The organism is Leisingera sp. UBA4491 (assembly GCF_002388965.1).
Lineage (GTDB): Bacteria > Pseudomonadota > Alphaproteobacteria > Rhodobacterales > Rhodobacteraceae > Leisingera > Leisingera aquaemixtae.
Window position 1 is genome coordinate 98,509 of sequence record NZ_DGNN01000017.1, and the last position, 24,885, is coordinate 123,393.

Consider the following 24,885-nt stretch of genomic DNA (forward strand, 5'->3'; position numbering starts at 1 on the left):
ATCTGCCCGCCAGGGCAGCTTGGGGCGCGGGAGCACGCCGCCGCCCGCCCCCGGCCTCAGCGGGTCAGTTCCGAACGCAGCTTCTGCATAAGCTTGGTCAGCGTGGCCTCATACTGCTCGCTTGTCAGCCGCCCGGCTTCATCGAATTCCTTGCTGGAGCCTGCCAGATGCACCGCTGGACCCGACAGCACCCGCGGCTGGAACGGCACCAGGAAGCTGCGCAGCAGCGCCTGCGCCTGCTCGCCGCCGGCCCGTCCGGCTGCGGCCGACATCACTGCAACAGGCTTATCCGCCCAAGGATTGCCCTCGGTGCGGCTCACCCAGTCCAGCGCGTTCTTCAGCACGCCGGACGGCCCCTTGTTGTATTCCGGGGTGGAGATCACCACCGCATCCGACGCCGCGATCTGATCGGCCAGCTTTTGCACTGCGGGGGGAATGCCGTCTGCCGCCTCGGCGTCGCCATCATAGAGCGGCAGGTTCAGGTCCGCCTCTACCACCGACGCGGGTCCGAACACCCGGACTGCCTCTGCCAGCAGCTTGCGGTTGGTGGCCTCGCGGCGCAGCGATCCGGAAATGGTGAGCAGTACAGGGTCAGCCATGGGGAAATCCTTCTGTTCGCGTCTGTGTTTCATCCATCATGTATGCGGCGGCCCGCAGCATGAAACAGCAATGGCCGCGCAGGCAATGTGCAGCGTTACGCGAACCGGCGCTGCCGCAGACACAAAAACAGCCCGCCCCGCTGGGGGACGGGCTGCGCATTTTGCCGCCGGCAACCGGATCAGGCCGCCTGCGGGATAACCACAACTTCGACGCGGCGGTTGCGGGCCTTGCCCTCCGGCGTCAGGTTGGAGGCCACCGGCTGCGACTCGCCGCGGCCGATGATCCGCATCCGGTGATAGGGCACGCCGCCTGCTTGGATATGGCTGGCCACTGCGTTGGCGCGGCGCTCCGACAGGCCCTGGTTGTAACCGGCGTCGCCATCGCTGTCGGTGTGGCCGATCACCTGGATGGCGCTGTTGGGGTAGCGCACCAGGCTGTCGGCGACCCGGCGCAGGTCGGCCTGCACCGCCGGCGCAACCGCGGCGCTGTCGGTGGCAAAGGTCAGATCGTTCGGGAAGGACAGGATCAGCCGGTCGCCGGTGTTGACGATGGTGATCGAGTCATTGGCCAGCGTCTGGCGCAGCTCGCGCTCCTGCGCGTCGAGCTGGTTGCCGATCACGCTGCCGGCCGCGGCACCGACCAGCGCCCCGGTTGCAGCCCCAAGGCCGCGGTCGGAATCATTGGCAATCGCACCGACGCCCGCGCCGATGATGCCGCCCAGGACTGCGCCCTTCTGGGTGTTGCTGCCCGGCGTGCCGACGGTTGCGGGATCGGTACAGGCGCTCAGGCCCAGTGCTGCGGCGACAATACCAGCCGTGGTGAGTTTCATCTGCATCATCAAATTGCCTTCTGCTTTCTAAGGTCCGGGCGATGCCCGGCGGTCCGCACGAATATCGTGCCGGTGCCGCGGCTACTCAAGACACGGTCTTGCAGTTTCGGCGAAATACCGCGCAAAATCCGCGTTAACACCGCATTTTACGGCGCAAAGGCGAAGTTCCAGCCTTCCTGTTCCATCCACAGTTTGCGCAAGGCCCCGGCCTCAGGCGCAAACCCGTCTTCCAGCACGTCCGCTGCCAGCATCCGGTCGGTGCGGAAGTGGCGGAAACCGCCGCGCAGCTCGCACCAGGCCGCGAGCATGGTGCAGTCGATATGGTAGATCAGCGCCAGCGGCCGCAGGGTGCGGCAGCTCTCGCCGCTGTCCGGGCTGAGGTAGGTGAGCTGCAGCTTGCGGCTTTCCCGCACCGCCTGGCGCAGCAGCGCCTTGGAGACACAGCCCTGCTCCGGGTCATCCAGCGGTGCGCCCCAGGGGGCCACCTGCAGCCAGTCGGCGGTGGCATGCACATCCTTGATCTTGTGGCTCACCCGCGCGGCCGCCTTCTGCAAGGCGCCGTCACCGGTGCGCATCAGCATCGCCAGGCCAACGTGAAGCGCCTCCAGCTCCTCCTCGTCGAAATTGAGCGGCGGCAGGTCGTACCCCTTGCGCAGCATGTAGCCGATCCCCGCCTCGCCCTCCACCGGCGTGCGCATCGCCTGCAGCGCTGCGATGTCGCGGTAGATCGTCCGCTTGCTGACCTCCAGCGTCCCGGCAAGATCCTCCGCCCGCACCGGGGCCGTGGCGGTGCGCAGGATCTGGATGATTTCAAACAGGCGGCCGGTGCGCGGCATGGGCAAGCTCCAATGACAGTCTGCTGACACTCTAGCACATGCCACTGACAACAGCCTGTCAGCAGTGCTCTGGTTTTCTGGCCTCCGCAAGAAGGAGAAACCCGTTGCTGAGTTATGACTGGATCGTGCTGATCACCCTGGGCCTGGACCGCTGGGAACACCAGCGCCGCCCCCTCGCCCCGCATGAAATCGAGCTTGAGGCAGCGCGCAGGCGTCACACGGCGCAACAGGCGGCAAAACCCGCCCGTTCCGGACTGCTGAAGCGCCTGTTCAGCCGGCGGCGCGCGCGTCCTGCGCCGGGTTGTCCTCGTCCCGGGCGGCCTCATAAGCGAGCATCGCGCGCTTGACCGGCAGCCCCCAATGGTAGCCGCCCAGCGCGCCGGACTTGCGCAGCGCACGGTGGCAAGGGATCAGCCAGCTGACCGGGTTGCGCCCCACTGCAGTGCCGACAGCCCGGACCGCCCGCGGAGAGCCGATCGCCAGGGCCAGTTCGGAATAGGTGGAGACATGGCCCGAGGGGATCCGCAGCAGCGCTTCCCAGACCTTGATCTGCAACGGCGCGCCGATCATGTGCAGGGCGGTCTCGCCCTTCTGGGCAAAGGCCGCCTCTGCCAGCGGGCGCAGGGCCGCGGGGTCCTCGGTAAATTCCGCCTGCGGCCAGCGGGCGCGCATGTCGGCCATGGCGGGCTCCGCCCCGGTCTCGGCGGCAAAGGCCAGCCCGCAGATGCCCTTTTCCGTGCCCATCACCAGCGCCAGACCAAAGGGGCTGTCGAACCAGCCCCAGAAGATCCGCAACCCGTCCCCCTTGCGGGCATATTCGCCCGGGCTCATCGCCTCCCAGCGCAGGAACAGGTCGTGCAGCCGCCCGGACCCGGACAGCCCCACCGCGTGCGAGGCCTGCAGCGTGGTGAACCGGTCGCGCAGCAGCGCCTTGGCATGGCCCAGGCGCAGATACTGCTGATAGCGCTTGGGCGAGACGCCGACCCAGGCCGAAAACAGGCGCTGGAAGTGCGCCGCGCTCATGTCCATGCGGGCGGCCAGCTGTTCCAGCGTCAGATCCTCTCCGCCATCGTCGATCAGCTCAATCGCCCGCCGCATGACGCCGTAGTGATAGGTGCTTTCCCGTGCTTCAATATTCATCGCTCTGTCCTTCGGCAGTCATGCAAGCCAGGTTACCGCGCGCAGGCCCGCCATTCGACCCGGAACATGCGAAATCCATCGCCCGGCGCAACCGCGTTGTGCAGGCTGGCCGGAGTGCCGCCGTGAAACGCCCGTCTAGCGGGTTCCGGGGCGCAAAATAAATTGCGCTTTAAGGTCTGACCTGTACATATGGCGCGCGATGGCCAAGCAACTCGATTATCATACCCTCCGCGAGATCTTTACCCGGTTTCAGGCGGCGGAGCCCGAACCCAAGGGCGAGCTGGATCACGTCAACGCCTACACGCTGGTGGTGGCGGTGGCGCTGTCCGCGCAGGCAACCGATGCCGGCGTGAACAAGGCAACCCATGAATTGTTTAAAATCGCGGACACCCCGCAAAAGATGCTGGACCTGGGCGAGGAACGCCTGATCGAGCACATCAAGACCATCGGCCTTTACCGCAACAAGGCCAAGAACGTGATCAAGCTGTCGCGGATCCTGGTGGCGGATTACGGCGGCGAGGTCCCGAATTCCCGTGCCGCGCTGCAGTCGCTGCCCGGCGTCGGCCGCAAGACCGCCAACGTGGTCCTGAACATGTGGTGGCGTTACCCGGCCCAGGCGGTCGATACCCATATCTTCCGGGTCGGCAACCGCTCCGGCATCTGCCCGGGCAAGGATGTCGATGCGGTGGAACGCGCCATCGAAGACAACATCCCGGTGGATTTCCAGCAGCACGCCCATCACTGGCTGATCCTGCACGGCCGCTACCACTGCAAGGCGCGCAAACCGTTGTGCGGCAGCTGCCTGATCCGCGACCTCTGCATGTATGAGGACAAGAACCTTTGAGGCGCGGGCGCTGTGACGCAGCCCATGCGCGGGCGGCGCGCCGCCTGGCCGGCCCCGGCCATTGCAACTATCGAAAGAGACACGCCGGTCCCGGACCCGGCACGAACATCCCCGAGGAGGGCAGTTTATGACCAAAACCTATCATCTCGTCGGTATCGGCAACGCTGTCGTTGACGTGATTGCACAGTGCGAGGACAGCTTTCTGGCCGAGCAGGGCATCGAAAAAGGCATCATGCAGCTTATCGAACGCGACCGCTGCGAGGATCTTTATGCGGCGATGGGCAACCGGGTGCTGACCCCCGGCGGCTCAGTGGCCAACACCATCGCGGGCGCCGGCGCGCTGGGGCTGGAGGCCGCGTTCATCGGCCGGGTCCGCGACGACGCGCTGGGAAAATTCTACGCCGATGCGATGAACAATGAAGGCGTGGCTTTCGTGAACCCGCCGGTTGCCGACGGCGAGCTGCCGACCTCGCGGTCGATGATCTTTGTCTCGCCCGATGGTGAGCGGTCGATGAACACATATCTGGGCATTTCTTCCGAGCTGAGTTCGGCGGACGTGCCGCAAGAGGTGGCCGGCAACGCGCAGATCATGTTCCTGGAGGGCTACCTGTTTGATAAGGACAAGGGCAAGAGCGCCTTTCTGGAGGCGGCCCGCGACTGCCGCGAGGGCGGCGGCAAGGTTGGCATCTCGATCTCCGATCCGTTCTGCGTCGAACGCCACCGGGCCGATTTCCTCAATCTGATCGGCAACGAGCTGGATTTCGTGATCGGCAACCAGGACGAAATCTGCGCCCTGTTCGAAACCAGCGACCTGGAAGACGCAATTGCCAAGACCGCTGCGATCTGCCCGCTGGTGGTCTGCACCCGCTCCGGCGACGGGGTTACGGTGCTGAACAACGGTGAGCGCATCGACGTGCCGGTCGAGACGATTGTGCCGGTGGATGCCACCGGTGCGGGCGACCAGTTTGCTGCCGGTTTCCTGTTCGGCATGGCCAACGGCCGCAGCATGGAAATCTGCGCCCGGATGGGCTGCATCTGCGCCGGCGAGGTGATCCGCCACATCGGCCCGCGCCCGGAAACCCACGTGCTGCACCTGCTGGAAGAGGCCGGTCTGGTCTAAGGGCGTCGCGGCACTCCCGCCCGTCGAAACCGCACCTGACGGTGCAATCTCTCCAGTTGGGCGTGGCGCGGAGCGGCAAAGCCGCTCCGCGCCACGCCCCGCCCGCCGTCCGCAGGACGCAAGGGCGCCAGCCCGCGCAGCTTCACCGGTTCAGCCGGGGGCTTTTGTATCAGATTGGTCGGCTGCCGCCTGAGCCTTGCTCAGAAGGGTGGTCAAAGCCTCCGCCTCCGCCGCGTTCAGCCCTGCCAGCAGCCGGGTCTGGGTCTGCACATGCGCCGTCACCGCCCGGTCGATCAGGGCAAACCCCTCCTCTGTCAGACCGACCAGGAAACTGCGGCTGTCCTGCGGGTTCACCTCCCGCTTAACCAGCCCGTCCGCCTCCAGCCGGTCGATCCGGTTGGTCATGGTGCCGGAGGCCACCATCGTTGCCTTCAGCAGCTCGCCCGGTGACAGCGTGTAGGGCGCCCCAGACCGGCGCAAGGTGGCCAGCACGTCGAACTTGGCCGCATTCAGCCCGAATTCCGCAAAGGTCTTATGCATCTCGCGCTGATAGGCCAGGTACAGCCGCGCCACCCGGCCGATCACCCCCATGGCCGTGACATCCAAGTCCGGCCGCTCTTTCCCCCATTGCTGGGTAATAAAATCCACATGATCCATGGCAACTGGTTTAGGGCCTTACGTCTTGACGTCAAGATAAAATGTGTTATCTCGATATCAAGATAAGGAGAAACAGATGCCCATCCGGACCCTTTTGCTGACGGCGCTGGCCCCTGCCATCTGGGGCAGCAGCTATATCGTGACGACAACTCTGCTGCCCGGCCATTCGCCGATTGTGGTGGCCCTGCTGCGGGCATTGCCTGCGGGTTTGCTGCTGTTGCTTCTGGTGCGCCAGCTGCCGCCGCTGGACTGGCTGCCGCGGCTTATGGTGCTGGGCGCGCTGAACTTCTCGCTGTTCTGGGTGCTTCTGTTCCTGTCCGCCTACCGCCTGCCGGGAGGGGTCGCCGCCACCCTGGGCGCGGTGCAGCCGCTGATCGTGGTGTTTCTGTCGGCCGTGCTGCTCAAGACGCAGATCCGCGCCGCTGCCGTCGCTGCCGCCCTGCTGAGCATCGCGGGCGTTGCCCTGCTGGTGCTGACCCCTGCCGCCAAGCTTGACACGCTGGGCGTGCTGGCGGGCCTCGGCGGGGCGGTGTCGATGGCGGCTGGCGTGGTGCTGACGCGCAAATGGCAGCCGCCGGTGCCACCCCTCACCTTTACCGCCTGGCAGCTGACCGCGGGCGGGCTGCTGCTGATTCCAGCCGCGCTCTGGTCGGTGCCGGAGCTGCCCGCCTTCACCGCGGCAAATGTCCTGGGCCTGGCCTATATGAGCCTGATCGGCGGCGCGCTGACCTATATCCTGTGGTTCCGCGGCCTCGCCCGGATCGACCCCTCGCAGGTTTCGCTGCTGGGCGTGCTCAGCCCGCTGTCGGCGGTAATCCTGGGCTGGCTGCTGCTGGGCGAGACGCTGACGGCCAATCAAATGCTGGGGGCGCTGCTGGCCCTGTTCAGCCTGTGGCTCGGCCAGTCCCGGCTGCGGCTGCGCACGGCCCGATCCTCAGCCCCGGCAGAATGACGCCTGTCACCGCGGCATGGCCGGCTCGCACGCTGCGCCGCGGTGGCAATCCAGCACCTGCCGCCGCACCTCTGGCGTATCGTCAAAGGCGAAGCCGCCGCAGGCACCCGCCCGGATCACCAGATCCTGCCCCCGCTGCTCCGCAAAGAACACATAATCCGCACCGGACTTCATCCCGCCGCACCAGGGGCCAAGGCATTCCACCTCCAGCACCGCGGGCACATTGACACGCCCTGAGAAATACTTGCCCTCCAGCATCTTGCCGGAAAGCTGTGCCGGGATTTGGGTCAGCGGCGGGATGTCATTGGGATTGTCCGCATGCGATTGCGGCAGCAGGCTTTCGTCGAACCGCAGTTCGCCCGCGATGACGTTATAGGCGCTCTCTGATGCAGCAGCGTGCAAATAGGCGTCCGCAGGGCCCCAAGGCAGGCAGCTGAGGGCGGCGGCGGGGCTGGCTGATATTGCAGCCCAGACCATAGCGAGCAGGGCAGCACCCGTCCCGGCGCGGCGGGCGGGGACATTCGGCAAGACTTTCGGAAACGGCATCTCACAAATACTCCCGGAACTCTGCCACCACCCGCGCATAGACCTCGCGCTTGAAGGGCACGATCTTCTCCACCAGGGTCTCCACCGGCTGCCAGCACCAGGCGGAGAATTCCGGGTGGTCAGTCTCGATATTCACTTGGTCATCTGTCCCCAGGAACCGCATCAAATACCACTTTTGCTCCTGGCCGCGGTATTTACCGCCCCAGAAACCGGGCACCACGTCATGCGGCAGGTCATAAAGCAGCCAGCCATCGCTCTCTGCGATGATCTCGACCAGTTCCGGCCCCACGCCGGTTTCTTCCTCCAGCTCGCGCAGGGCTGCGATCCGCGGGTCCTCGCCCTTGTCGATCCCGCCCTGCGGCATCTGCCAGGCGTCCTTGTACCGGTCCTTGCGCTGGCCGACGAACACCGCGCCCTCGGCGTTGATCAGCATCACGCCCACGTTGGGGCGGTAAGGCAGCTTGGCAATGTCTTCCGGTGTCATCCGGCTCTCCTCGAAATGCGTTTCCAGAACCTTAGACCGCTTGCCGCCGGGGCATGCAAGGGCATGACGCGGCGTTTGCACGTGACAAGGCGGCCTGCGCGCCCGATCCTGTAGGCAACTGCCAGGGAGAGTTTCAAGATGACTGCGTACCCCAATCTGCTTGCCCCGCTGGATCTGGGCTTTGCCACGCTGAAGAACCGGGTGCTGATGGGCTCCATGCACACCGGGCTGGAGGAGACCGGCGACTGGAACCGGGTGGCCGAGTTCTATGCCGCCCGTGCCCGCGGCGGCGTCGCGCTGATGGTGACCGGGGGAATCGGCCCGAACCTGGAAGGCTCGGTGCTGCCCGGCGCGTCGATGATGACCTCGGCCAAGGACGTCGAAAACCACCGCGTGATCACCAGCCGCGTGCATGAGGCAGGCGGCAGGATCGCCATGCAGATCCTGCACGCCGGCCGCTATGCCTATGGCCCGAAATGCGTCGCCCCCAGCCCGGTGAAATCGCCGATCTCCCCCTTCCCGCCGCATGAGCTGGACGAGGATGGCATCGAAAAGCAGATCGCCGACATCGTGAACGCCGCCCGGCTGGCGCAGGAGGCCGGCTACGACGGGGTCGAGATCATGGGGAGCGAAGGCTACTTCCTCAACCAGTTCCTGGTCACCCACACCAACAAGCGCACCGACCGCTGGGGCGGTTCCTATGAGAACCGGATGCGGCTGCCGATCGAAGTCGTGCGCCGCACGCGTGAGGCAGTGGGCCGCGAGTTCATCATCATCTACCGCCTGTCGATGATCGACCTGGTGCCCAACGGCTCCACCCATGAGGAAGTCGTGCAGCTGGCGCAGGAAATCGAAAAGGCCGGCGCCACCATCCTCAACACCGGCATCGGCTGGCACGAGGCACGCATTCCGACCATCGCCACCAGCGTTCCGCGCGCGGCCTTTGCCTGGGTCACCAAGAAGCTGATGGGTAAGGTTGGCATCCCGGTGATCACCTCCAACCGCATCAACACGCCCGAAGTGGCGGAGCAAGTGCTGGCGGAGGGGTGCGCCGACATGGTGTCGATGGCGCGGCCGATGCTGGCGGATGCGGATTTTGTCGCCAAGGCCGAAGCAGGCCAGCCGGACCAGATCGCGCCCTGTATCGCCTGCAACCAGGCCTGCCTCGACCATACGTTCAGCGGCAAGCTGACCTCCTGCCTGGTCAACCCGCGCGCCTGCCACGAGACCGAGCTGCTGATCGAACCGGCCGCAGCGGCCAAGACAGTGGCCATCGTTGGCGCTGGTCCTGCGGGCCTGTCCACCGCGCTGACGGCCGCCCAGCGCGGCCACAAAGTCACCCTGTTCGACAAGGCCGATGAGATCGGAGGCCAGCTCAACATGGCCAAACAGGTGCCGGGCAAGGAGGAATTCTGGGGCCTGGTGGACTGGTACCGGGTGATGGTGGCCGAGGCCGGCGTCACGCTGGAACTGGGCCGCGAGGTTTCGGCGGATGATCTGACCGGCTTCGACGAGGTGGTGATCGCCACCGGCGTCCTGCCGCGCGATCCGGCCATCCCCGGTCAGGACCGCGACAATGTGCTGAGCTATCTTGACGTGCTGCGCCACAAGAAACCGGCGGGCCAGCGCGTCGCGGTGATCGGCGCCGGCGGCATTGGCTTTGACGTGTCTGAGTTCTTGCTGGAAGAGGGCCACAGCCCGGCCACCGACCTGCCCGCCTGGATGAAGGAATGGGGCGTGGCCGACCCGGCAGAGCACCGCGCTGGCCTTGCCCCCGAAGGCCCGCAGCCCGCCGCCCCCGCCCGGCAGGTGACGCTTTTGCAGCGCAAGGCCGAACGCCACGGCAAACGGCTTGGCAAGACCACCGGCTGGATCCACCGCGCCACGCTCAAGATGAAGGACGTAGAGTTCGTCGGTGGCGTCAACTACGAGCGGATCGACGAAGAGGGCCTGCATGTAAGCTTTGGCGAGGCCCGCGAGAACCCGACGGTGATCGCAGCCGACACCATCGTGCTGTGCGCAGGCCAAGTGTCCGAGCGGTCGCTGGCGGATCAGCTGGCCGAACGCGGCATCACCGCCCATGTGATCGGCGGTGCCGACGTCGCTGCGGAACTGGACGCCAAACGCGCCATCAACCAGGGCACGCGGCTGGCAGCCAGCCTCTGACCTGCGGCCAAACGCCGCGATACTCCAGCCCCTGCGCCCCCGTCCGGAACAGCTCCGGGCGGGGGCGCGTTTGTTCTGCAGCACCGCCCGGACGGGCGGTTTGGCATTTCAGAACAGGAAAGGAGCCCGTAATGCCCAAAATCGCAGATGCAAAAATCCTGATCATTGCCACCCATGGGTTCGAACAGTCGGAACTGGAATTCCCGCGCGACCAGCTGCGGGTGAAGGGTGCCGAGGTCCATGTCGCCACACTCGACGGCAAGCCGGCCAAGGGCTGGGAAGGCAGCGACTGGGGCCGCGAGGCCGAGGCCGATCTGAAAATCGCTGATGCCAAGGCCGATGGATACGACGCGCTGGTGATCCCCGGCGGACAGATCAATCCCGATCTGCTGCGGGTCGAGGAGGATGTTATCAATCTGGTCAAGGCCTTCCATGACAGCGGCAAGGTGATCGCCGCCGTTTGCCACGCGCCTTGGGTGCTGGCTGAGGCCGGTGTTGCCAAGGGCCGCGACATGACATCCTATCACTCGATCAAGACCGACATCGCCAATGCCGGCGCCAACTGGAAAGACGCCGAGGTCGTTACGGATCAGGGCATCGTGACCAGCCGCCAGCCCGAAGACCTGAAGGCGTTCGTGTCGAAAATCGCCGAGGAGATCGAGGAAGGCACGCACCCGCGCGCTGCAGCCTGACCGGTTTCAGCCCCGCCCCGCGCCCGCGGCGCGGGGTGCTTTCACCACGCCGCCGGCGTGCTCAGCCGTGAACGGCGCGGCTGTCCGCGGGCGCCGCGTCCCGCGCGGTCATCCCGTAGTCCCGGATCACACCCGCCACCCGCAGCCGGTAGTCCGCAAAGACCCCGGCCCGCCCCTTTGCCTGTGCGGCCCGGTGCTCCGCCAGCTGCCGCCAGCGCTGAACCGCTGCTTCATCGCGCCAGAAAGACAGCGACAAGAGCTTGCCCGGTGCGCTCAGGCTCTGAAACCGTTCCACCGATAGAAATCCGTCCACCTGCTCCAGCAAGGGCCGCAGCGCCGCGGCGGTTTCCAGATAGGCCTCTTTCTGCCCCGCGGCGGTCTCCACCTCGAAAATCACGGCAATCATCTGCGTCTCCCCTATCCGGCCCGCCCCTGCGGCGCCGAGGCCAGCGTCAGCCAGGTCCGGTTCTCGCGCAGCAGGAACCGCTCGCGCTGCGCAAACTCATAGTTCTCGCGCCCCAGCGGATCCTGCGCCAGCCGCGCGCGGTAGGCCTCATACTCCGCCAGGCTCTCCACATTGTAGATCCCGTAGGCCAGCGTCGAGGACCCCTCGTGCGGCGCGTAATAGCCCACCAGATCCGCCCCGCAGCGCGGAATCGCCTGGCCCCAGTTGCGGGCGTATTGTTCAAACTGCGCCTTCTTGGCGGGGTCGATGCGGTAACGGATGATGCAGGTCAGCATGACATGTCCTTTGGGTGTTCAGGACCACATCCCTAACCTGCCCCAACAGCCGGATGCTTCGGCGCAGGCCGAACCGTCACTCCACCGTGATGGTGATCTGGTCCGAAACAATCGGCGTGGCATGCGGCACATGGCCTGCATCGCCCAGCACCAGCTGCAGGGTGTGACGGCCCGGGGACAGCTCCAGCGTCACTTCGGTCTGACCGCCGCCGAAATGCAGGTGGTTGTCATCCGACGGCAGGCCAAAGGCCAGCTCATCTGCGCCATCCTCGCCCTGACCCAGCGGCGGGCGGTCGATCAGCAGGTGATGGTGGCCGGTGTTCTCCTTCTCGATCCCCGACGGCGCCACGCCCATCCCCGACAGGCCAAAGACCAGCGTTACCGGCGACGCGACCGTGTCCCCGTCCTGGACATTGGCGAAATAAACCTTGGCCTCAGGGTTCGAGACCGTTTCGCCGCCAGCCCACAGCGGGGCCGCCAGGCAGGCAGACAAGGCAGCCGCAATCAGCAGTTTCATATCAGGTCCTCCAGAAAATTGCTTAACCAGCATGACAAAGCTAGCGGCTGCCCCGGTCCTGGCAATCCTGCCGCCCACAACGAATCCACAAAAATGCGGCAGCCGCCGGTAAGCGGCGGGCGCCGCAGGTCTGGCAGGCGCCCGGCAAGCCGAACTGCAAGGTGCCGTTTCCACTGCGCAAACGATCCCTGCAAAACCCTGCAATTATCCCACCCCCGCCCCGATCTTGCCCGATTTCCCCGGCAAACCTGACGGCAACACAGCTTAACGAGGATAGGTGAACATGGACCGACTGACCGAGATGGAGGCCTTTGCCAATGTGGTGGACCAGGGCGGCTTCACCGATGCGGCGCGCAAGATGGGGATTTCCAAGTCGGCGGTCTCCAAACATGTCTCCAGCCTGGAAGCCCGCCTGGGCGCGCGGCTTTTGAACCGCACCACCCGCCGGGTGTCGCCGACCGAAATCGGGCTGGCCTATTACGACCGCGCCCGCCGGGTGCTGAACGACGCAGGCGAAGCGGATGCGCTGGTCACCTCGATGCAATCGGCGCCCTCAGGCCTTCTGCGGATTTCTGTCGCCACCGATTTCGGCGTCAATCATCTGTCGCCGGTGCTGTCCGACTTCCTGCGCGACTTCCCGGACATCACCGTCAACATGGTTCTGAACAACCGTTATGTGGAGCTGATCTCCGAAGGGTTCGACATGGCGGTGCGGATCGGCGAGCTGGAGGACAGCTCCTTGCGCGCCCGCAAGCTGACCGAAACCACCAAGCGGATGATCGCCTCCCCCGCCTATCTGGAGAAATTCGGCCGCCCGCAGAAGATCGACGAGCTGAACAATCACAAGCTGCTGCATTACTCCAGCCAGTCCAGCGGCAATGTCTGGAAAATCACCGCGCCCTCCGGCGAAAAGCGCCAGGTGCGGACCTCCGGCTGGCTGTCGGTGAATGACGGCCAGTCACTGCTGACCGCGGCCATATCCGGCCTCGGCATCGCCTATCTGCCCAGCTACCTCTACGCTGCAGCCATGGAAGAAGGGCTGGTCGAGGATGTGATGCCCAGTCTTCCGGTCGAGACCCAGGGCATCTACGCGGTCTACCCGCCGGGCAAGTTCACCCAGCCCAAGGTGCGGGCGTTCATCGACTTCCTGGTCGCAGCCTTTGCCGACCGCGACCCGTCCGAATGGAAAACCTGAACCGGTTTGACGGAAAACCGGGCCAAAACCTCCCTCGAAGACCTGCCCCGCGCCCGCGCGGGGGCTTTTTTCTGGCCGCTTCTATTTCCCCCCGGGGGGGGCCGTATAGCCGCAGCAGGCCGCCATTTTGGCACCGTGGCGCTCATCCGGATGGGCCTGCAGGCATGGCGGCGCCGGCCGGAGAATGTAGGCTTTTCCCAGCGTCTCCCGCCCGCCGCAAGAGCATGTTCCATGCTCCCGCGTCCGTTGGGCCAGGCTCGGCGCTTTGCGCCGAGCCTGGCCCAACCCCGCCAAGGGGTCTTGGCGGCGCCAAGGCGCCTGCGGGGGCGGGAGGCCCTCGCCATCTCCCGTCCGCAGAAAGTCACTCAGCGAGCAGCACCGCCTCGACCCGTCTGTTGGCCTCGCGGCCCTCCGGGTTGAGGTTGCTGGCAATCGGCGCCAGGAAACCGGCACCGGCCACGCTGATACGCGCCTCTTCAGCGCCGTAAGCCTCAATCAGCCGCTCCTTCACCGATTGCGCCCGGCGCTCTGAGATGCCGGCGTTCTGCTCCTGCGAGCCGATCGTGTCGGTATGGCCCACCAGCAGCAGCCTGTATTCCGGGTTGGCGGCCAGGTATTCCGCCAGTTGCATCAGGCTGTCATAGCGCCCCTCGCGCAGCCGGGTGGAGCCGCTCTCGAACACCAGATCGGTCAGCACCGCATGGCCGCGCACGTCCAGCACCTTGGCCAGCTCCACCGGGCGCACCGGGCGCTCCGGGGCCTTCCCCTCTGCGGCGGGCTTCACCACCGGCGCCGCGGCCTCGGGCGGCTGCACAGTGATCATCTGCACATAGGCCGTGCCGCCCGCCCGCGACACCAGGATCGAGACCGCCCGGCCGTCCTTGGCCGCCGACAGGAAGTGATAGCGGGAGATATCCACCATCATGTCCGGCGCCGGCACCACCTCGGTTCCGAAGCGGAAGCCGAAGCCGCCGCAATCGCGGGCCGCGCAATCAAGCAGCACCTCATAGCCCTGCGCCATGAGCTGCCCGCGCAGCGGCGCCAGGATCTCCAGCACCGTGCCGCTGCCCTCCAGCCGCCAGGTGCGGCGCGAAATCCGGCCCTCGAACCGCTTCGACGGCACCTTGTCCGAAACCTCAGGTCCCACCGGCAGCTGGTAGACGCCCAGCGCCGTGACCCGTTCGGACACAGCTTCCGCGCCGGGCGGCAGGGTCATCTCCACCGCCCCGGCCCGCCCGGCCAGCAGTGCCGCCGCGGCCAGGACAGCAAGGGCCGTCAGCCGCCCTAGCGGCACTGGCTGTGATATTCCGGATTGGGCACCATGGCGGTTGCGCTGGCCACCCGGTTGGACATGTTGAAGAAGCCGGTGACATTGGCGATGTCCCAGATGTCGCGGTCACTGAACCCCGCCTTGCGCAAGCCCTGGCGGTCCGCCTCCTCGATTTCCGCACTCGCCGTTGTCATCTTGGCGGCAAAATCCAGCATCGCCCGCTGGCGCGCGTCCAGCGGTGCCACCCGGTAATTCATCACCAGCATCTCGCCCAGCTGCGGGTCGCCCGACAGCTGCCGCACCGCCGCGCCATGCGCCACCAGGCAATAGAAACAGCGGTTGATCGAAGAGACCACGACCGCGATCATCTCCCGCTCCAGCTTGCTGAGGCCGCTGTCGGCCAGCATCAGATCGTTGTACATCCCCGTGAAGGCATTCAGCTTATCAATGTCGAACGCATTGGCCTTCAGCACATTCGGCACCATCCCCAGCTTTTCCTGGCAGATGTCGAAATACTTCTGCGTCTCGGGCGGCAGCGGGTCCGCCATCGGCAGGTCAAGGGCTGTGGGCTGGGTCTGATCAGTCATCGCGGTCAATCGCCTTCCTTCAAAATCCGGTAGTGGTACTGTCCAGTGCAATCCATGCCGAGGGAAGCATAAAGCCCGTTTGCGCCCTCGTTACGTTTCGTACAGAGCACCGCAATTTCGCTGGCACCGTTCTCCAGCGCCCAGAACGCGGCTTGGCGCATCATCCAGGCGCCCATGCCGGCCCGGCGCTGGTGCGGAAGGATCTCCAGTGCATGCACCATCGCCACACCGTCATGGATGGCCACAAAGCCCGCGCCTGCGGGCTTGTCTCTGTGACGCCCAAGCAGCCCGGTCTTGGGCCCCTGTACCCGCTCCATCACCGCCAGGCGCTCCGGCCCGATGCCTGCCTGCTCCCAGATTTCGCGCTGGATCGCCAGCGGCTCCCACACGCAAAAGGCGGTGACACGCGGCACCGGAATATCCGTCAGCCGCTCCGCCGGACAGGTCCAAAGGTTGACCGGATCCTTCACCGCATAGCCGCGGGCTTCCAGCTGTGCGTCCAGATCCGCCTCGCCGTCGCGGATCATGAACAGACAGTCCTGCCCCATCGCGCGCATCGCCGCTTCCGCCGCAGCGATCTGCGCGTCTGACGCAGGGCCGTTCACCGTTGCCGCCGACACCCGGCTGCCGCCGCCCTGCCCCTCGCGCAGGGTCACGGGGCCAAGCGTGCGCACCGATGCGGGCGGCCAGGTCGCTTCTGTCACGGCGTAATACCGGGGGTCGGTGGTCACTGCTCCAGCTCCTTTGCCAGCTCGGTCATCGCCGCGTCGATCCGGGCGCCATCGGTGCCGCGGATCACCACGTTGGCGCCAAACACGCCGTCCTTTTGAAACGGGTAGCAACCCACCGACAAATCCTCATAAGCCTCAGCCAGCAGGCGCAGCGGACCGGCAATCTCGCCCTCGCCGCGCAGCACCCGCAAGGTTTGCGACAGCATCGGCTGGCCGCCGGTGAGCGTTGGGATCACACTGGCCACCATCGCCTGAAAGATCATCGGCACGCCCGCCATCACATGCACGTTGCCAAGGGTGAACCCCGGCGCCGCAGAGACCGGATTGTCGATCAGCGCCGCACCATCCGGGATCCGCGCCATCCGCAGCCGGGCCTCGTTCATTTCCAGCCCTTGCGTGTCGTAATGCGCCTGCAAGATAGCCCGCGCGTCGCCGCGCACGTCCAGATCGGCGTCGAATGCCTTGGCGATGCAATCGGCGGTGATGTCGTCATGGGTCGGACCGATGCCGCCGCTGGTGAATACATGGCCGTAGGACCCGGACAGCGCCTGCACGGCAGTGATAATCGCCGCCTCGTCGTCGCTGACGATGCGGACTTCCTTCAGGTCGATGCCGTGCTTGGCCAGCTCGCCCGCCAGGTAATGCATGTTGGCATCCCGGGTGCGGCCGGACAGGATCTCGTCGCCGATGACCAGCATTGCGGCGGTGGGGTTGGCCATGTTCATCCTCCCTTGATACCTCGTCATCGCAGGTATAGGCCCGTTGCCATGCGCTTTGAAACCCCTCTGATCCCCGCCGTGCTGATCCGCCGCTACAAACGCTTCCTCGCCGATTGCCGGCTGGAGGACGGGCGGGAAGTCACAGCCCATTGCGCCAACCCCGGCAGCATGATGGGGCTGGCGGAGCCCGGCATGAAAATCTGGCTGGAGCCTAACGACGATCCGAAGAAAAAGCTGAAATACGGCTGGCGGCTGGTCGAGCATGAGGGTGGCCATTTCACCGGCGTCGACACCTCGGTGCCGAACCGCGCCCTGCGCGCCGCGCTCGAAAACGGGGAGGTCGCGGAGCTTGCGGCCTACAAAACCGTGCGGGCGGAGGTGAAATACGGCGGGAACAGCCGCATCGACTTTCTGCTGCAGCAGGACGGCCTGCCCGATTGCTATGTCGAGGTGAAAAGCGTGACGCTCTCACGCCAGCCGGGCCTTGCGGAGTTCCCCGACAGCGTCACCGCACGCGGCACCAAGCATCTGGGGGAACTGGCAAACATGGTTGCGCAGGGCCACCGGGCGGTGATGCTGTATCTGGTGCAGCGCACCGATTGCGACCGGTTCCAGCTGGCGGCGGATATCGACCCCGCCTATGCGGACGCCTTTGCCAGCGCCCATGCCGCGGGGGTGGAGCGGCTGGTACTGGGCACAAAGATCTCACCCCAAGGCGTCGAGGCCGGCGCCCCCATCGCCGCGCAGTAGCGGCGCAGGCGCCGGCGCGTCCGCTCAGGCGGCCTGGCTGGCCTCGTTCTCCTGCGCGCCGGGTTCGGCCTGCACGATAGTGCGGGTCGGGAACGGAATATCGACCCCGGCCGCGTCCAGCGCCTCTTTCACCTTGCGCTTCATGTCGGCCTGATACTGGAAGTACTCCGCCGCATCGACCCAGACACGCACCAGGAAATCGACCGAGCTGCTGTTCAGCTCATTGACCTGGATGAACGGCTCCGGGTCGCTGTGCGAGCGGCTGTCGCTCATGATGGTCTCGCGGATCACCCGCTCAGCCACTGCCAGATTAGCGCCGTAGCCGACGCCAAAGGTCCATTCGGCCCGGCGGGTATCGAATGACGAGTAGTTGGTGATGGTGTTGCCCCAGACCTCGGAGTTGGGGATGATGACCTTCAGGTTGCTGAGGCTGGCAATGACGGTGTTGTTCAGGTTGATGTCCTTCACCGTGCCCATCTCGCCATCCACCTCGATGAAATCGCCCAGCTTGAAGGGGCGGAACAGGATGATCATCACCCCTGCCGCAACATTGGACAGCGCCCCCTGCATCGCCAGGCCGATGGCCAGGCCCGCAGCACCGATAGCGGCGATAATCGAGGTGGTCTTGACCCCGAAGGTGTTCAGCACGAACAGAACCGCAAAGGCGAGGATGACATAGCGGGCAAGGTTGCCCAGGAAGTGGAACAGGGTCACGTCGAGGCTGGCATGGGTGTCCCCCAGCGCCACGATCCGCCGCTTGACCCAGCTTGCCACGATAAAGCCCGCCAGCAGGATGACCACTGCGGCCACAACGCTGCCCAGCACCTCGGCCAGGAATTCCAGGGTCACCAGATCGGAGAGTGACTTGCCGCCATAAATTTCAGTCTGCATCAGGTTGTTGAAGCTTTCCATGCCGCTGCCTCTCTCCGTTTCGCCGCAGTTTCCCTCACCACCGGTAACGCGGCGCAGCGGAAAAAGTTCCCGGATGCCGCCCCTGCCCCCTCTGGCCCTTTTGCCGGGAACCCCTTACATAGCTACGCAAAGACACCCGATGGAGCTCCGCCTGATGAGATCGAAAGACGGCCGCACGACCAAGGACGGCATCCGCATTCATGAGCCCGGCGATTTCGCGGGCATGCACAAGGCGGGGGCGCTTGCCGCGCGCATTCTGGACGATATCGCAGGCCACGTGTTCCCAGGCCAGACCACTGGCGAGATTGACCGGCTGATCACCAAAATGGTCGACGACGCGGGCGCCACCTCGGCGACCATCGGCTACAAGGGCTATCAGCACGCCAGCTGCATCTCGGTGAACCACGTGGTCTGCCACGGCATCCCCGGCGACAAGAAGCTGAAGGACGGCGATATCCTCAACATCGACGTGACCGTGATTGTCGACGGCTGGTTCGGCGATACCTCGCGGATGTTCGTGGCGGGCAAGCTCAGCCGCAAGGCGGAGCGGCTGATCCAGGTCACCCACGATTCCCTGATGAAGGGGATTGAAGCGGTGAAGCCCGGCAATACCTTCGGCGACATCGGCCACGCGATCCAAACCTATGCCGAAAGCCAGCGGATGAGCGTGGTGCGCGATTTCTGCGGCCATGGCCTCGGCACCGTGTTCCACGCGCCGCCCAACGTGCTGCACTACGGCCGCCCCGGCACCGGCCCGGTGCTGGAAGAAGGCATGTTCTTCACCATCGAGCCGATGATCAACCTGGGCCGCCCGGAGACCAAGATCCTGGCCGATGAGTGGACAGCCGTGACCCGCGACAAGTCGCTGTCGGCGCAGTTCGAGCATTCGATCGGGGTAACTGCTGGCGGGGCCGAGATTTTCACCCTGTCGCCGGCCGGGAAGTTCCACCCGACTTACGGCTAAGCTGTTAAGGCGCAGGCGGGGGCCGGCCCCCGCACCCCCGGGATATTTTCAGCCAGATGAAGGACGGATCCGGTCAGGTGCCGGTACCGTCCTGCCCCTTTGCTTCCTGCATCCGCCACAAGGCCAGCAGCAGGGTGCCATCGGCCCAGGGTGTCACCGCATCCTGAATGAACAGCGGAGCCCGCGCCGGTTCGGGTTCAGGCCGGGCACGGGTTTCAGCATCCTTGGCTGTCTGCAAGAGAGGGGCGCGCAGTGTCTGTTCCATGCCCGGAACAATAGCACATCCGCCTTAGACCGACAAAAGCGCGGGCACCTCAGCCATATCGCGGAACACCTCCGCCCCCAGTGCTGCAAGCTTTTGTCCGCCGCCCTGCGGCGCATAGCCGAGGCAGCGCATGCCGGCGCGCACCGCGGCGGTGACGCCGCTGCCGCTGTCCTCAATCACCAGGCAGTCGCGCGCCTGCACCGCGAAATGGCTGGCTGCCGCCAGGAACAGCCCAGGCTCCGGCTTGGCCACGCCTAGGGACTGGGCCGAGAACATCGCCTGCGGATGGAACCGTTCCCAAAGGCCGTGCCGGCCCAGGGTGATGCGCATCTTCTCCTCGCTGCCGTTGGAGGCGACGCAGACCGGAATGCCCTTGGCATCAAGCCGCGCCAGCAGTTGCGGAATGCCCGGTGTCAGAGGAACCCCCTGCTTCAGCCGCGCATAGGTCTCGGCGTAGACCTCGCGGGTCCAGTCCTCCGGCAGCGCGGCCCCCAGGCTGCGGGCCTTTTCCATCACCCCGGCCATGGTGCAGCCGACGAAATACGCCATCGACTGCTCCATGGTCAGCTCCAGCCCGTGCCGGGCCAAGTTTTCGATCAGCGCCTGGTTGGAGGCCGGCTCGCTGTCGACCAGCACGCCGTCGCAATCGAAGATCACCAGTTTCGGAGTTGGAAATGTCTTGGGCATGGAAACGCGCCTTTGCAGAAAAACTTGTTTTGAACCACAGGTCTATTCTGCAATCAGGACCCCGGCAAACTCGGCGCTGCGGGTTTCCGCCAAAGCCTTCACATTCAGGCCCTTTCCTGAAACAGCTCGAAACAAAAAATGCAGGGGAGGCCCCTGCATTTCCTATCGTGCATCGGTCTGGCGAAGCTCAGAACTTGCAGCGCTTTTTCTTGGCCAGATCAACCAGCACTTCATGGCGCTTGTTTGCCGCGTTCATGGCCTCGTTTGCGTTGGAGTAATTGCCGATCACCGCCGGCCAGAACAGGATCGCCGCCGCCACATTGGCGCCCGATGCGGTCTTGCCTTTCTTGGCCTCGGCGCGGATCTCGTCCAGCTGACCCATCTGGGTCTTGATCTCGTCGCAGGTCAGCGAGGCGTCGTCGATATTGTTGGTGGTGACAACCTCAGGAGACACGCAGCCGGCCAGGAACAGCGAACCAGCGGCCAGCAGGCCAAGGAATTTTGCAGTTTTCATATGAAACCCTCTGAAACCGCCAGAATTGACGGATATTTGATTGAAATCACGGGGTCGTTACATCCAGAGGAGTGTTTTTGCAAATAGAAAATCAATTATTCGGAGAAACCGCCCGTCCGGGTCCGCACCTGTTTTACGGCCGCCACATCAGCGAGATATGGGTATCGCCGTACTTGCGGCAGTCCTCCAGCTCAAACCCTTCGGGGGCGGCCATCGGTGCGCTTTCCTCCCAGACCGCCAAGGCTCCCTCCGCCACCCAGCCGCCAGTTACGGCAGCGGCCAGGGCCTTTTCTCCCAGCCCCTTGCCGTAGGGTGGATCGAGGAAGACCAGGTCAAACGGTGCCTCCGGGTTCTGCCCCAGCTTCAGCGCATCGCGGCGCATCAGGGTGCAGCGGTCCTCCGCCCGGCAGATGGCGATATTCTTACGGATCAAACCGGTGGAGACGCGGCCGTCGTCCACGAACACCACCTCTGCCGCGCCGCGTGACAGCGCCTCAAGCCCCAGCGCGCCGGTGCCTGCAAACAGGTCCAGCACCCGGGCACCGGGGATGGCGCCAGTGTGCATCAGCACGTTGAACAGGCTTTCGCGCACGCGGTCGGTGGTGGGGCGCAGGTGCGCGCCTGCATCCCCCTTGCCCACCGCGGCCAGCGCGCGGCCGCGGAATTCTCCTGCGATGATCCTCACGCCTTCAGCAGCGGCTTCAGATCGGCGGAGGGATCGGCAACCACGGTTTTGTCCGCGGTCTTGCCCATGTCGATCAGCCGCTTGGCCACCATATAGGCGCGCGGATCGTTCATCGCGTCAACCGCCACCAGCCGGTCGCCGGCATAGTACCAGAATGAGACCTGCCGGCCGTCGCCCTGACGGGTGACGACATTGTCATAGCCGGTGTTGAGACCCGCGATCTGCAGCTTGACGTCATACTGGTCTGACCAGAACCAGGGCTGCGCCACATAGTCTTTGTCCGCGCCCAGCATGTTCTGCGCCACCGTCTCAGCCTGGTCGATGGCGTTCGGCACGCTTTCCAGACGGATGCGGTTGCCCTGGAACGGAAAGGAGGCGCAATCGCCCGCCGCCCAGATGGACGCATCCGAGGTGCGCCCCTTGGCGTCCGCCTTGATGCCGTTGTCCAGTTCCAGCCCGGCCATCTCCGCCAGCTGCGAAGACGGGGTGATGCCGACGCCAACAACAACAAAATCCACATCCAGAACCTCGCCGCCGCTCAGCACCGCGCGGGTGACCTGGCCGCCCTCGCCTTCGAGCCGCTCCAAGCCGACGCCTTCGCGGATATCGACACCGTGGGAGGTATGCAGGTTGCGGAAGAAATCCGACGTCTCCGGCGCTGCGACGCGCTGCAGGATGCGGTCAGCCATCTCGACCAGCGTGACCTTGACGCCGCGCTTGGCGCAGACCGCGGCCGCCTCCAGCCCGATATAGCCGCCGCCGACGATCAGCGCGCGCTTGCCCTCGGTCACATGCGGCGCCATCGCGTCGGCGTCGGTCAGGCCGCGCACCACAAAGACACCGTCCAGATCGCCGCCGATTGCGGCTGGCAGGCGGCGCGGGTCTGAGCCGGTGGTCAGCGCCAGCTGGTCATAGGAGATCACTTCATCCCCCAGCGAAACGGTCTTCGCCGCCGGATCAATGCCGGTGACACGCTGCCCCAGTTTCAAGGTGATGTTGTTTTCGGCGTAAAAGCTTTCAGGGCGCAGGAACAGCCGCTCGACCTCCATCTCGCCCAGCAGGTAGGCCTTGGACAGGGGCGGCCGCTGATAGGGCAGCGCAGCTTCCGCGCCGATCAGGGTAATCTCCCCCTCAAACCCGTCTTTGCGCAGCTTTGCCACCAGCGAGGACCCCGCCTGCCCCGCTCCAATCACGACGATGTGGGACATCTCCGCTTGCCTCCCGCAATAGTTCCCGTCACGCTTCCAACGGACCCTATATACCGGGGGCCCCAAAACGCAATCACGAGAAAGAGGAACGTGCAATGATTTCTGTTGGAGACCAGCTGCCCGACGCCGTGCTGACGCGGATCGGAGACGACGGGCCGGAGCAAGTTCAGCTGTCAAGCAAGCTGAAGGGGCGGAAAGTGGTGATATTTGCGGTTCCCGGCGCGTTTACCAGCACCTGCCATTCAGCCCATGTGCCCAGCTTCATCCGCACCAAAGACCAGTTTGCCGCCAAGGGCGTTGATGAAATCATCTGCCTGGCCGGCAACGACCCGTTTGTCATGTCGATCTGGGGCGACAACACCGGCGCCACCGAGGCCGGGATCACCATGCTGTCGGACGCCGAATGCACCTTTACCGAGGCGCTCGGCATGCGGTTCGACGCGCCTCCGGCCGGTTTGATCGGCCGCTCGCTGCGCTATGCGATGCTGGTGGAAGATGGCGAAGTGAAAATCCTCAACAAGGAAGACAACCCCGGCAAGTGCGAACTGTCGGCCGGCGAAGGCCTGCTCGAGTCGATGGGCTAAGGCCTGGATTTCTGCGGCTGCCAGTGCTGGCGGCCGCAGGCGCAAACCCTTAACAAACTTTAAAAAATCAGGTCAGCAGCTCTGCCGCAATGTTTCGCGCGCGAAACATTTGGACAGGGCTGCTGACCTTTTCTGTCAAGCCCTGCGGCTCAAGTCTGCGGCTCGCCGTACAGGCCGTCCATCTTGCGCGCCAGCTTGGCATCCTGGGAGCTGATGCCATCCACGTCATGCGTGGTCAGCACCACTGTCACTTTGTTGTAGACATTGCTCCATTCGGGATGGTGGTTCCATTTCTCCGCCCAGATCGCGGCACGGGTCATCCAGCCGAAGGCATCGGCGAAATTGCTGAACTTGAAGGTCTTGGTGATGGCATCGCGGCCTTCCACCATTTCCCAGCCGGTGGCGAACAGCGGCTCCAGCAGCGGGCCGCGGGTGGCGTCGGACAGTTTTTCCGTCATTCTTGCTCCTCCACATGCGCTTTGCGGAACGGGCCGTAATCGGTCAGGATTTCGATTTCTTCCTCGGTGGCGGCCCGCTCAGCTTCTAGGTAGCGTCCGACGGCCCCGGCAAACCCGGGATCGCCGATCCAGTGCAAGCTATAGGTCTGGCACGGTAAATAGCCGCGCGCCAGCTTGTGCTCACCCTGCGCGCCGGCTTCGATCCGGTCAAGCCCCAGGGCGATGGCCAATTCTATGGCCTGATAATAACACAGTTCGAAATGCAGGCACGGGTGGTGCTCCACGCAGCCCCAGTAGCGCCCGTAAAGCGTATCCCGGCCTATGAAATTCAGCGCTCCGGCCACATAGCGCCCGTTGCGCCACGCCAGAATCAGCGCCATGTCCTGCGCCAGCGTGCGGTGGGCGATATCGAAGAACTGCCGGGTCAGATACGGCGAGCCCCACTTGCGCGCGCCGGTATCCTGATAGAACTCCCAGAAGGCGTCCCAATGCTCAGGGCGCAGGCTGCTGCCCTGAAAGATCTGGATTTCGCCGCCAAAGCACTGCGCCTGCATCCGCTCCTTGCGGATGTTCTTGCGCTTGCGCGACGACAGCGCCCGCATGAAGTCCTCGAAATCGCCATAGCCCTGGTTCTGCCAATGGAACTGCTGGGTGGTGCGCAGCATCAGCCCCATTTCCTCGCCCAGCCGCGCCTCGTCCGCGGTGCAGAAGGTCACATGCAGCGACGACAGGCTGTTGTCCGCCGCCAGCTGCACCGCGCCCTGCAGCAGCGCCGAATGGCCGATGCCGTCAAACCCGGGGCGCACCAGGAACCGCCGCCCGGTTACCGGCGTGAAAGGCACCGCAATCTGCAGCTTGGGGTAATAATGCCCGCCCGCCTGCTCATAGGCGTGGGCCCAATTGTGGTCAAAGATGTACTCGCCCTGGCTGTGCCCCTTGGCATAAAGCGGCGCGCAGGCGATCAGGCGGCCGTTTTGATAGGCGGTCAGATACTGCGGCTGCCAGCCTGTGCCCGGCCCGACAGAGCCGCTGTCCTCCAGCGCGCTCAGAAACCTATGGGTGGTAAAAGGGTCGTATGGACGGCCCCCGTCCGCTGCTTCGGGACAGGCGCAGGCATCCCACTCCGCCGCCGCGATCTGCGACAGCGACGCCAGCACCCGGATTTCGATTTGCGCCTGGGACATGCCTTTCCTCCGCACCACTTCTCAGATGTGGGGTGCGGTCCAGCCTGA

General features: G+C 65.1%; 31 protein-coding genes. 9 read left to right on the top strand and 22 right to left on the bottom strand.

The window, feature by feature from the left end:
* Nucleotides 1-56 precede the first annotated feature (56 nt).
* The 4 genes from B2P87_RS09680 to B2P87_RS09695 all read right to left on the bottom strand — a co-directional run bounded on the left by B2P87_RS09680 (nt 57) and on the right by B2P87_RS09695 (nt 3,405).
* Nucleotides 57-599 (bottom strand): NADPH-dependent FMN reductase, encoded by a 543-nt coding sequence (locus B2P87_RS09680; RefSeq protein ID WP_141891276.1) that lies wholly within the window; start codon nt 597-599, stop codon nt 57-59.
* A gap of 179 nt (nt 600-778) precedes the next feature.
* On the bottom strand, nt 779-1,438 hold the full coding sequence (locus B2P87_RS09685) for an OmpA family protein (RefSeq protein ID WP_008555334.1): 660 nt from the start codon (nt 1,436-1,438) through the stop codon (nt 779-781).
* Nucleotides 1,439-1,575: 137 nt separating this feature from the next.
* Nucleotides 1,576-2,265 carry a helix-turn-helix transcriptional regulator gene (locus tag B2P87_RS09690; RefSeq protein ID WP_058284939.1) on the bottom strand — a complete coding sequence of 230 codons (690 nt, stop codon included), beginning with the start codon at nt 2,263-2,265 and terminating at the stop codon, nt 1,576-1,578.
* 270 nt (nt 2,266-2,535) lie between these two features.
* Nucleotides 2,536-3,405: a methylated-DNA--[protein]-cysteine S-methyltransferase gene (locus tag B2P87_RS09695; protein WP_141891277.1), complete on the bottom strand. Its 870-nt coding sequence runs from the start codon at nt 3,403-3,405 to the stop codon at nt 2,536-2,538.
* Nucleotides 3,406-3,604: 199 nt separating this feature from the next.
* Between B2P87_RS09695 and nth the strand changes: the two genes are divergently transcribed.
* Nucleotides 3,605-4,249 (top strand): endonuclease III, encoded by a 645-nt coding sequence (nth, locus tag B2P87_RS09700; protein ID WP_141891278.1) that lies wholly within the window; start codon nt 3,605-3,607, stop codon nt 4,247-4,249.
* Between the two features lie 127 nt (nt 4,250-4,376).
* Nucleotides 4,377-5,369, top strand: coding sequence for an adenosine kinase (locus B2P87_RS09705; RefSeq protein ID WP_141891279.1), 993 nt, complete (start codon nt 4,377-4,379; stop codon nt 5,367-5,369).
* A 150-nt stretch (nt 5,370-5,519) separates the two neighbouring features.
* On the opposite strand, the gene B2P87_RS09710 is transcribed toward B2P87_RS09705, so the two are convergent.
* The gene (locus tag B2P87_RS09710) at nt 5,520-6,026 is read right to left on the bottom strand and encodes a MarR family winged helix-turn-helix transcriptional regulator (protein ID WP_058284935.1); all 507 of its coding nucleotides are present in this window, start codon (nt 6,024-6,026) and stop codon (nt 5,520-5,522) included.
* Nucleotides 6,027-6,102: 76 nt separating this feature from the next.
* Between B2P87_RS09710 and B2P87_RS09715 the strand changes: the two genes are divergently transcribed.
* Nucleotides 6,103-6,978, top strand: a complete 876-nt coding sequence (locus tag B2P87_RS09715; protein ID WP_141891280.1) for an EamA family transporter — start codon at nt 6,103-6,105, stop codon at nt 6,976-6,978.
* Nucleotides 6,979-6,984: 6 nt separating this feature from the next.
* Here B2P87_RS09715 and B2P87_RS09720 read toward each other — a convergent pair whose 3' ends face one another.
* Both B2P87_RS09720 and B2P87_RS09725 read right to left on the bottom strand, forming a co-directional pair.
* Complete coding sequence (locus B2P87_RS09720) at nt 6,985-7,380, bottom strand: hypothetical protein (protein ID WP_141891281.1); 396 nt, start codon at nt 7,378-7,380, stop codon at nt 6,985-6,987.
* A gap of 145 nt (nt 7,381-7,525) precedes the next feature.
* Entirely contained in the window at nt 7,526-8,008 is a 483-nt protein-coding gene (locus B2P87_RS09725) for an RNA pyrophosphohydrolase (RefSeq protein WP_058284932.1), read from the bottom strand.
* Between the two features lie 138 nt (nt 8,009-8,146).
* Here B2P87_RS09725 and B2P87_RS09730 point away from each other — a divergent pair, with 138 nt between their 5' ends.
* Both B2P87_RS09730 and B2P87_RS09735 read left to right on the top strand, forming a co-directional pair.
* A complete protein-coding gene (locus B2P87_RS09730; protein ID WP_141891282.1) occupies nt 8,147-10,174 on the top strand; it encodes an NADPH-dependent 2,4-dienoyl-CoA reductase in 2,028 nt (675 codons plus the stop codon).
* A gap of 131 nt (nt 10,175-10,305) precedes the next feature.
* The gene (locus B2P87_RS09735; protein WP_141891283.1) at nt 10,306-10,866 is read left to right on the top strand and encodes a type 1 glutamine amidotransferase domain-containing protein; all 561 of its coding nucleotides are present in this window, start codon (nt 10,306-10,308) and stop codon (nt 10,864-10,866) included.
* Nucleotides 10,867-10,927: 61 nt separating this feature from the next.
* Here B2P87_RS09735 and B2P87_RS09740 read toward each other — a convergent pair whose 3' ends face one another.
* The 3 genes from B2P87_RS09740 to B2P87_RS09750 form a co-directional block, all read right to left on the bottom strand.
* Entirely contained in the window at nt 10,928-11,272 is a 345-nt protein-coding gene (locus B2P87_RS09740) for an antibiotic biosynthesis monooxygenase family protein (protein WP_141891284.1), read from the bottom strand.
* Nucleotides 11,273-11,283: 11 nt separating this feature from the next.
* Nucleotides 11,284-11,607: an NIPSNAP family protein gene (locus B2P87_RS09745; protein WP_141891285.1), complete on the bottom strand. Its 324-nt coding sequence runs from the start codon at nt 11,605-11,607 to the stop codon at nt 11,284-11,286.
* Between the two features lie 76 nt (nt 11,608-11,683).
* The gene (locus B2P87_RS09750; RefSeq protein WP_141891286.1) at nt 11,684-12,124 is read right to left on the bottom strand and encodes a DUF4399 domain-containing protein; all 441 of its coding nucleotides are present in this window, start codon (nt 12,122-12,124) and stop codon (nt 11,684-11,686) included.
* 283 nt (nt 12,125-12,407) lie between these two features.
* Between B2P87_RS09750 and B2P87_RS09755 the strand changes: the two genes are divergently transcribed.
* On the top strand, nt 12,408-13,319 hold the full coding sequence (locus B2P87_RS09755; RefSeq protein WP_058284926.1) for a LysR family transcriptional regulator: 912 nt from the start codon (nt 12,408-12,410) through the stop codon (nt 13,317-13,319).
* 361 nt (nt 13,320-13,680) lie between these two features.
* Here B2P87_RS09755 and B2P87_RS09760 read toward each other — a convergent pair whose 3' ends face one another.
* Genes B2P87_RS09760 through B2P87_RS09775 form a run of 4 tightly spaced genes read right to left on the bottom strand, consistent with a single transcriptional unit; the run spans nt 13,681 to nt 16,626 of the window.
* Nucleotides 13,681-14,613 (bottom strand): OmpA family protein, encoded by a 933-nt coding sequence (locus tag B2P87_RS09760; protein WP_141891287.1) that lies wholly within the window; start codon nt 14,611-14,613, stop codon nt 13,681-13,683.
* Complete coding sequence (locus B2P87_RS09765; RefSeq protein ID WP_039949469.1) at nt 14,604-15,176, bottom strand: peroxidase-related enzyme; 573 nt, start codon at nt 15,174-15,176, stop codon at nt 14,604-14,606. The genes B2P87_RS09760 and B2P87_RS09765 overlap by 10 nt, the downstream gene beginning before the upstream one ends.
* A gap of 5 nt (nt 15,177-15,181) precedes the next feature.
* Nucleotides 15,182-15,907: a GNAT family N-acetyltransferase gene (locus tag B2P87_RS09770; RefSeq protein ID WP_141891288.1), complete on the bottom strand. Its 726-nt coding sequence runs from the start codon at nt 15,905-15,907 to the stop codon at nt 15,182-15,184.
* A complete protein-coding gene (locus tag B2P87_RS09775) occupies nt 15,904-16,626 on the bottom strand; it encodes a competence/damage-inducible protein A (protein ID WP_141891289.1) in 723 nt (240 codons plus the stop codon). Before B2P87_RS09775 ends, B2P87_RS09770 begins: the two co-directional genes overlap by 4 nt.
* Nucleotides 16,627-16,674: 48 nt before the next feature.
* Between B2P87_RS09775 and sfsA the strand changes: the two genes are divergently transcribed.
* The gene (gene sfsA, locus B2P87_RS09780; RefSeq protein WP_141891290.1) at nt 16,675-17,376 is read left to right on the top strand and encodes a DNA/RNA nuclease SfsA; all 702 of its coding nucleotides are present in this window, start codon (nt 16,675-16,677) and stop codon (nt 17,374-17,376) included.
* Nucleotides 17,377-17,400: 24 nt separating this feature from the next.
* Here sfsA and B2P87_RS09785 read toward each other — a convergent pair whose 3' ends face one another.
* On the bottom strand, nt 17,401-18,288 hold the full coding sequence (locus B2P87_RS09785) for a mechanosensitive ion channel family protein (protein WP_141891291.1): 888 nt from the start codon (nt 18,286-18,288) through the stop codon (nt 17,401-17,403).
* A gap of 154 nt (nt 18,289-18,442) precedes the next feature.
* Between B2P87_RS09785 and map the strand changes: the two genes are divergently transcribed.
* Nucleotides 18,443-19,252: a type I methionyl aminopeptidase gene (gene map, locus B2P87_RS09790; RefSeq protein ID WP_141891292.1), complete on the top strand. Its 810-nt coding sequence runs from the start codon at nt 18,443-18,445 to the stop codon at nt 19,250-19,252.
* Nucleotides 19,253-19,325: 73 nt separating this feature from the next.
* On the opposite strand, the gene B2P87_RS09795 is transcribed toward map, so the two are convergent.
* From B2P87_RS09795 to B2P87_RS09815, 5 genes are all read right to left on the bottom strand, one after another.
* Nucleotides 19,326-19,517, bottom strand: a complete 192-nt coding sequence (locus B2P87_RS09795; protein ID WP_141891293.1) for a hypothetical protein — start codon at nt 19,515-19,517, stop codon at nt 19,326-19,328.
* 24 nt (nt 19,518-19,541) lie between these two features.
* Nucleotides 19,542-20,204, bottom strand: a complete 663-nt coding sequence (locus B2P87_RS09800; protein ID WP_141891294.1) for an HAD family hydrolase — start codon at nt 20,202-20,204, stop codon at nt 19,542-19,544.
* A gap of 187 nt (nt 20,205-20,391) precedes the next feature.
* Complete coding sequence (locus B2P87_RS09805; RefSeq protein ID WP_141891295.1) at nt 20,392-20,718, bottom strand: hypothetical protein; 327 nt, start codon at nt 20,716-20,718, stop codon at nt 20,392-20,394.
* Between the two features lie 133 nt (nt 20,719-20,851).
* Nucleotides 20,852-21,403 (bottom strand): 16S rRNA (guanine(966)-N(2))-methyltransferase RsmD, encoded by a 552-nt coding sequence (rsmD, locus tag B2P87_RS09810; protein ID WP_141891296.1) that lies wholly within the window; start codon nt 21,401-21,403, stop codon nt 20,852-20,854.
* Nucleotides 21,400-22,611 carry an NAD(P)/FAD-dependent oxidoreductase gene (locus tag B2P87_RS09815; RefSeq protein WP_141891297.1) on the bottom strand — a complete coding sequence of 404 codons (1,212 nt, stop codon included), beginning with the start codon at nt 22,609-22,611 and terminating at the stop codon, nt 21,400-21,402. The genes rsmD and B2P87_RS09815 overlap by 4 nt, the downstream gene beginning before the upstream one ends.
* 95 nt (nt 22,612-22,706) lie before the next feature.
* On the opposite strand from B2P87_RS09815, the gene B2P87_RS09820 reads away from it, so the two are divergent.
* A complete protein-coding gene (locus B2P87_RS09820; RefSeq protein WP_141891298.1) occupies nt 22,707-23,195 on the top strand; it encodes a peroxiredoxin in 489 nt (162 codons plus the stop codon).
* A gap of 149 nt (nt 23,196-23,344) precedes the next feature.
* On the opposite strand, the gene B2P87_RS09825 is transcribed toward B2P87_RS09820, so the two are convergent.
* Nucleotides 23,345-23,653: a 4a-hydroxytetrahydrobiopterin dehydratase gene (locus B2P87_RS09825; protein WP_058284916.1), complete on the bottom strand. Its 309-nt coding sequence runs from the start codon at nt 23,651-23,653 to the stop codon at nt 23,345-23,347.
* A complete protein-coding gene (locus B2P87_RS09830; RefSeq protein WP_141891299.1) occupies nt 23,650-24,837 on the bottom strand; it encodes a GNAT family N-acetyltransferase in 1,188 nt (395 codons plus the stop codon). Before B2P87_RS09830 ends, B2P87_RS09825 begins: the two co-directional genes overlap by 4 nt.
* Nucleotides 24,838-24,885 lie beyond the last annotated feature (48 nt).

What these genes read in the sequence shown, in the direction of transcription:
- nth (WP_141891278.1), top strand. Translation starts at nt 3,605, where the DNA reads ATGGCCAAGCAACTCGATTATCATACCCTCCGCGAGATCTTTACCCGG.
- B2P87_RS09815 (WP_141891297.1), bottom strand. Translation starts at nt 22,611, where the DNA reads ATGTCCCACATCGTCGTGATTGGAGCGGGGCAGGCGGGGTCCTCGCTG.
- B2P87_RS09690 (WP_058284939.1), bottom strand. Translation starts at nt 2,265, where the DNA reads ATGCCGCGCACCGGCCGCCTGTTTGAAATCATCCAGATCCTGCGCACC.
- B2P87_RS09715 (WP_141891280.1), top strand. Translation starts at nt 6,103, where the DNA reads ATGCCCATCCGGACCCTTTTGCTGACGGCGCTGGCCCCTGCCATCTGG.
- B2P87_RS09755 (WP_058284926.1), top strand. Translation starts at nt 12,408, where the DNA reads ATGGACCGACTGACCGAGATGGAGGCCTTTGCCAATGTGGTGGACCAG.
- B2P87_RS09765 (WP_039949469.1), bottom strand. Translation starts at nt 15,176, where the DNA reads ATGACTGATCAGACCCAGCCCACAGCCCTTGACCTGCCGATGGCGGAC.
- B2P87_RS09685 (WP_008555334.1), bottom strand. Translation starts at nt 1,438, where the DNA reads ATGATGCAGATGAAACTCACCACGGCTGGTATTGTCGCCGCAGCACTG.
- B2P87_RS09795 (WP_141891293.1), bottom strand. Translation starts at nt 19,517, where the DNA reads ATGGAACAGACACTGCGCGCCCCTCTCTTGCAGACAGCCAAGGATGCT.
- B2P87_RS09730 (WP_141891282.1), top strand. Translation starts at nt 8,147, where the DNA reads ATGACTGCGTACCCCAATCTGCTTGCCCCGCTGGATCTGGGCTTTGCC.
- B2P87_RS09735 (WP_141891283.1), top strand. Translation starts at nt 10,306, where the DNA reads ATGCCCAAAATCGCAGATGCAAAAATCCTGATCATTGCCACCCATGGG.
- B2P87_RS09825 (WP_058284916.1), bottom strand. Translation starts at nt 23,653, where the DNA reads ATGACGGAAAAACTGTCCGACGCCACCCGCGGCCCGCTGCTGGAGCCG.
- B2P87_RS09750 (WP_141891286.1), bottom strand. Translation starts at nt 12,124, where the DNA reads ATGAAACTGCTGATTGCGGCTGCCTTGTCTGCCTGCCTGGCGGCCCCG.
- B2P87_RS09705 (WP_141891279.1), top strand. Translation starts at nt 4,377, where the DNA reads ATGACCAAAACCTATCATCTCGTCGGTATCGGCAACGCTGTCGTTGAC.
- B2P87_RS09710 (WP_058284935.1), bottom strand. Translation starts at nt 6,026, where the DNA reads ATGGATCATGTGGATTTTATTACCCAGCAATGGGGGAAAGAGCGGCCG.
- B2P87_RS09830 (WP_141891299.1), bottom strand. Translation starts at nt 24,837, where the DNA reads ATGTCCCAGGCGCAAATCGAAATCCGGGTGCTGGCGTCGCTGTCGCAG.
- B2P87_RS09740 (WP_141891284.1), bottom strand. Translation starts at nt 11,272, where the DNA reads ATGATTGCCGTGATTTTCGAGGTGGAGACCGCCGCGGGGCAGAAAGAG.
- sfsA (WP_141891290.1), top strand. Translation starts at nt 16,675, where the DNA reads ATGCGCTTTGAAACCCCTCTGATCCCCGCCGTGCTGATCCGCCGCTAC.
- B2P87_RS09725 (WP_058284932.1), bottom strand. Translation starts at nt 8,008, where the DNA reads ATGACACCGGAAGACATTGCCAAGCTGCCTTACCGCCCCAACGTGGGC.
- B2P87_RS09775 (WP_141891289.1), bottom strand. Translation starts at nt 16,626, where the DNA reads ATGGCCAACCCCACCGCCGCAATGCTGGTCATCGGCGACGAGATCCTG.
- B2P87_RS09805 (WP_141891295.1), bottom strand. Translation starts at nt 20,718, where the DNA reads ATGAAAACTGCAAAATTCCTTGGCCTGCTGGCCGCTGGTTCGCTGTTC.
- map (WP_141891292.1), top strand. Translation starts at nt 18,443, where the DNA reads ATGAGATCGAAAGACGGCCGCACGACCAAGGACGGCATCCGCATTCAT.
- B2P87_RS09820 (WP_141891298.1), top strand. Translation starts at nt 22,707, where the DNA reads ATGATTTCTGTTGGAGACCAGCTGCCCGACGCCGTGCTGACGCGGATC.
- B2P87_RS09745 (WP_141891285.1), bottom strand. Translation starts at nt 11,607, where the DNA reads ATGCTGACCTGCATCATCCGTTACCGCATCGACCCCGCCAAGAAGGCG.
- B2P87_RS09695 (WP_141891277.1), bottom strand. Translation starts at nt 3,405, where the DNA reads ATGAATATTGAAGCACGGGAAAGCACCTATCACTACGGCGTCATGCGG.
- B2P87_RS09680 (WP_141891276.1), bottom strand. Translation starts at nt 599, where the DNA reads ATGGCTGACCCTGTACTGCTCACCATTTCCGGATCGCTGCGCCGCGAG.
- B2P87_RS09800 (WP_141891294.1), bottom strand. Translation starts at nt 20,204, where the DNA reads ATGCCCAAGACATTTCCAACTCCGAAACTGGTGATCTTCGATTGCGAC.
- B2P87_RS09785 (WP_141891291.1), bottom strand. Translation starts at nt 18,288, where the DNA reads ATGGAAAGCTTCAACAACCTGATGCAGACTGAAATTTATGGCGGCAAG.